This is a genomic window from Pseudomonas sp. FG86 (assembly GCF_057808775.1).
In genome coordinates this window covers 1-4912 of the sequence record NZ_JBMDIS010000169.1, presented here as the reverse complement: position 1 = coordinate 4912, position 4912 = coordinate 1, and the positions used below count along the sequence as shown (strand labels likewise).

4 protein-coding genes are annotated in these 4912 nt (G+C 60.7%); 3 read left to right on the top strand and 1 reads right to left on the bottom strand.

Annotated elements, in window-relative coordinates:
* Window positions 1-98: 98 nt before the first annotated feature.
* Entirely contained in the window at window positions 99-1130 is a 1032-nt protein-coding gene (locus tag ACODSV_RS35985) for an SDR family oxidoreductase (protein WP_150055882.1), read from the bottom strand.
* A 116-nt stretch (window positions 1131-1246) separates the two neighbouring features.
* On the opposite strand from ACODSV_RS35985, the gene ACODSV_RS35980 reads away from it, so the two are divergent.
* From ACODSV_RS35980 to ACODSV_RS35970, 3 genes are all read left to right on the top strand, one after another.
* Entirely contained in the window at window positions 1247-2125 is an 879-nt protein-coding gene (locus tag ACODSV_RS35980) for a LysR family transcriptional regulator (RefSeq protein ID WP_150055883.1), read from the top strand.
* A 377-nt stretch (window positions 2126-2502) separates the two neighbouring features.
* Window positions 2503-3567, top strand: a complete 1065-nt coding sequence (locus ACODSV_RS35975; RefSeq protein WP_223817903.1) for a 2,3-butanediol dehydrogenase — start codon at window positions 2503-2505, stop codon at window positions 3565-3567.
* Between the two features lie 222 nt (window positions 3568-3789).
* Window positions 3790-4773, top strand: a complete 984-nt coding sequence (locus tag ACODSV_RS35970; RefSeq protein ID WP_150055884.1) for a helix-turn-helix domain-containing protein — start codon at window positions 3790-3792, stop codon at window positions 4771-4773.
* The last annotated feature ends 139 nt before the right edge of the window (window positions 4774-4912 follow it).

Here is a 4912-nt window from a genome sequence, read left to right as displayed (position 1 = left end):
CGTTATCGTTGACGTTTTTCGCGAGCAAGAACTAGGCGTCCCCCTCGCTCCTACAAAAAAGCTTTAACTGACTGGCGTTGGGCTTTTTGGCCTGGTTTTTACCCCCTGCCGTGTTGCTGGTACCAAGCCACCGTGTCGGTGAGGGTCTGTTCCAAGGCACGAAAACTCAGGCCCAGCTCATCTTCACTCTTGCGGTGGTTAAAGCAGGTGCGGTGCTCTTCTCGTATCAATAGCCGCAGGGTCGCCATGCTCAGCAAAATGGGCTGGCCGGTCAGGTAGGCATAGGTCTCTTGCACGGCGGCCAACAGGTAAAGCGCCGGCAGTGGCAGTTGCCGGGAAGGTGTCTTGACGCCCGCGATACGCCCCAGCAGCGGGATTAATTGGCGCATGGTCAAGTTGCGGCCAGCCGCGAGATAACGTTCGCCGCGTCGCCCGTTCTGGGCGGCGGCAATGAGTGCCCAGGCCACGTCGCGGGCGTCGACCAACGAAAAGGTGCCGGGGATCAGCCCCGGAAGCTTGCCGTTGATGACGTCCTTGACCAATTGTCCCGAGGACGTCGGCCCGCAGTCGCCAGGCCCCCACATCCAGCCGGGCAGCACCATGCACGCGTGCATCTGCGGATGGGTTTGAAGAAACGCCAGCACCTCACGGTCAGCGAGGATCTTGCTGCGGTAGTAGGCGTCCGCATCGGCTTCGGCCCGCAGGCACGTCTCATCGATAGGCGTATCCGGCGCACCGTCGAGCACGGCAATCGAAGAGGTATGCACAAACCTTCTGACACCCGCGTCATAGGCATGCTGGAGCAGCGCTCGGGTGCCGACTACGTTGATCCTTTCGAGGGCTTGCCAATGGCTGCCGCCCTTGTAGTTATCGCGAAAGAACGCCGCGCAATGGAACACCGTGTCGCAGCCTTGCAGGGCCGCCGCAAACGTATCGACGTCAGCCATGTCACCCACCACCCGTTCCACGCTCGGCAGGTCGTTGAACTGCTGTTCGCCCTTGGCCTGCGAGCGCACCAGCGCCTTGACCGCATAGCCGCGTGCGACCAGCTCCCTGACCAGGTTGTTGCCCAGCAAGCCGGTGGCACCTGTCACAAAGGTGCTGCGCAAGCGGTTGGGGTTCGTGTTCATACAGGCCATATCCATGGTTTAAAAGGCCGCTAGATATACCGCTGAGACCGCGCCCGGAAAACGGCGACTGCTGCATAATGGCTTTGCACATTTGCAGACCAGGGAAGAACACGGATATGGCGCTGCAAGCAAATTGGGATGATCTGCGCCTGCTGTTGGCGGTCTCGCGGCGGGGCAGCTTTCTGCAGGCAGGCCAGTTGCTCGGTGTCGCTGCGTCGACCGTTTCCCGACGCCTGAGCCAACTGGAAGCGGCCTTGGGTGAGCCATTGGTCGAGCGCGGGGTCGAGGGCTGCTGGCTGACCTCGCGGGGGCAATCCCTGGTGGACGTGGCATTGGCGGCCGAAGCCGGCCTGCGCCGCCAGACGACGGTGGAAGGGGGCGGGGCGCAGGCAGCGCTAAGCGGCACGGTGCTGATCAGTGCGGGAGAAGGGTTTGCGACCTGCATACTGGAGGCCGCGAATCGTTTTACCGCGTTGCACCCTGGCTGCTCGGTGGAACTGCAGATCACCACCGACTTTCACAAGATCGTACGTGGCGTGGCCGACATCGCCGTGCGCACAGCGCACCTGGGGGAGCCCTCGCTGATTTATCGAGCGCTGGGCACGCTGGCCTATGGCGTCTTCGCCGATGCCGGTTACCTGCAACGTTTTCCGGCGATGACGCCGGCCACCGCGGCCTGTATCGCCTTGCTCCCGCCGCTGGACCTGCTGCCGCAAATGCGCGCGGCAAAGGCCGCCGGCCTGGACCATGCGCCGATCCGCGTGAACTCATTTGCCGTGCAGCTGGAATCGGTGAGGCGCGGCATGGGCGTGGCGGTGCTGCCGCGTATCCTGGCCGAGGGCCTGAGCGAAGTATTCCAGGAGATTGAACTGCCGCCGATGGAGGTCTACCTGGTCACCCGGCCCCAGGCGTTGAAACAGGCGCATATCCACGCATTCTTTACCCAGCTTGAACAAGTGCTGCGCGCGACATTGCAGGACACGCCAAATGGGTGAACGCGTCGTTGCGCAGGTTGGCTGCGCCTGATGGTCGGGCGGGAGCAGGGCGCGCCTTGGACCGGGGGGGGCTGACAAAACGTCATACCGTCGGCTTGGGCCGATCGAGCGTCGCCCTTGGGTACCGGGGCTGGCGATGAGACGCAACGTCTCACGGTCTCGTCGCTATCGCGTGCTGTCTGGCATGGCGCGTCTCATTTGAACGCGATGGCGGCCCTCCGTGGTTTCCATTGGGCCGCTCTAAAAAAGGGCTGTGCGGGCGTTCTTGCGGAGCTGGCACCGGCCTTGCTCTGGCTCTGGCAAACCGTCCGGCGCGCCAGTGCCAACCGTATTAAGGAGCCTTCGCTATGACCCTTTCGCTCAACTCGCAACGCAGCATGCGTGCCGCTGTCTGGCACGGTCGTAACGATATCCGCGTCGAAGACGTTCCACTGCCCGTTTCGCCGCCTGCCGGTTGGGTGCAGATCCGAGTGCAATGGTGCGGCATTTGCGGCTCGGATTTGCATGAGTACGTGGCCGGCCCGGTGTTCATACCGGTTGACGCCCCGCACCCGCTGACCGGGATAAAAGGCCAGTGCATTCTCGGTCACGAGTTTTGTGGCGAGATCGTCGAACTCGGTGCCGGCGTGCAGGGCTTCAGCGTCGGCGAGCCGGTGGCGGCCGATGCATGCCAACATTGCGGCACCTGCTACTACTGCACCCACGGGCTATACAACATTTGCGAGAACCTGGCCTTCACCGGCCTGATGAACAACGGCGCCTTCGCCGAACTGGTCAACGTGCCAGCCAACCTGCTGTACAAGTTGCCGGCGAACTTTCCGGCTGAAGCCGGCGCACTGATCGAGCCTCTGGCGGTGGGCATGCATGCAGTGAAAAAAGCCGGAAGCCTGCTGGGGCAAAACGTGGTGGTGGTCGGCGCGGGCACCATTGGCCTGTGCACCATCATGTGCGCCAAGGCGGCGGGTGCGGCTCAGGTGATCGCCCTGGAGATGTCCGGAGCGCGCAAGGCCAAGGCCCGGGAAGTGGGGGCGACCCATGTGCTCGATCCCAATCAATGCGATGCCCTGGCCGAGGTACGACGCCTGACGGGCGGGCTCGGCGCGGATGTCAGTTTCGAATGCATCGGCAACAAACACACGGCCAAGCTCGCGATCGACCTGATCCGCAAGGCCGGCAAGTGCGTACTGGTGGGCATCTTCGAGGAGCCCAGTGAGTTCAACTTTTTCGAGTTGGTGGCGACGGAAAAACAGGTACTCGGCGCGCTGGCCTATAACGGTGAATTCGCTGACGTGATCGCTTTTATCGCCGATGGTCGGCTGGACATCACGCCACTGGTGACGGGGCGCATTCAGTTGGAACAGATCGTGGGCCAGGGCTTCGAGGAACTGGTCAAAAACAAGGAGCACAACGTGAAAATCATCGTGTCACCCGCTCGGGTCTGAAGCGAAGGATGAGCGTTGCGGTCTTTGCCCCGCCTCTACAAAAGCCCCAGGTTCTTTGACCTGGGGCTTTTTCGTGTGTAAGTGATGAGCTTGCCGCTGAATCGATGCTCAGGGTGACAGTGCTGTCGATCGCGCGATTTTGGCAAACAATTTGCCTATGCTATGCCAGCACGCCAAGACGGTTTTCAAATGCATTGCCTTTAGAACCAGGAACGGACACCCATGACGAATGCTGCGCCCGCCATCAGACTCAGCACACTCAGGCAAGTCGCCCCCTATCTGAGTATGAGGGGGGTGTCGCCACTGGAGTTCTTTCGACGGTTCGGTATTTCCCCGCATGTTTTTCAAAACCCAGAAGCTTGGGTACCGCGAGCGGCCTGCTTTCATATCGCCAATGAAATGGCCGCTATCGCACAGGACCCCTTCGGCGGGGCGATGATAGGGCACCTCACCGATATGCGCTCAACCGGCATGTGGGGCGAATTGATATTGGGCTCGACCAACCTCGCTCAGGCGTGTGCGGCGGCGGCGGTGCACACGGATTTGCTGCATCAGGGAAGCGAAGTAAAGATCGTCACCGAAGGGCGCACGACGAAACTGATCCAACACTTTACCGGGCACCACGGGGCTGATCCGAAGCAGGTCATTTTCGGTACCCTGGCGGTGCTGAGAAAAGTGCCGCTCATGTCCGGCGCGCCAGGCGCTATACGGGTACATTTAAAAAATCCGCGAGAACGAGGCGACGAGGCGCTTGAAGAGCACCTGGGGCCGAACCTCGTAATGAACGCTGAGCACAACATGATCGAATTTGATCGTGAGTTGCTCGAGATCCCCCTGCAGCCTTTCCGAGATGTTGCCTGGAAAACCACCCAAGCCTTGAAGTCGACCGCTGACGCAGCTGACGTGCTCGCCCAGCAGATAGCCGATCAGGAGCTTTCCAAGCTTGTCTCCATTTCAAGAAAAATTGGGCTGTCTGTTCGAACGCTACAGCGGCGTCTCGAACATTGCGGCATAGACTTCGACGCTTTACGTGACGAGACACGTCGCAGTGAAGCCCTTCAGTTGATTGCCTGCGGCAGATACAGCGCGACTGAAATTGCCTATATGGTCGGCTACAGCGACCCCGCGCACTTTACCCGCGCCTTCAAGCGTTGGACCGGGAGCCCGCCGTCGCACTATCGCGCGCTCTTGAAACAGGATCGTTAACACCCTCTTCTAACATCCATCCCCCAAACATTTGGCCCTTTTCAGGGACGGCCTTCGGCTACGTGCTCGCTTTGTTTTTTGGCGCCAAATGGCAAGTTTGCGCCAAGGCGTTCTTATACAGTCAAAAAATTAACGCCAA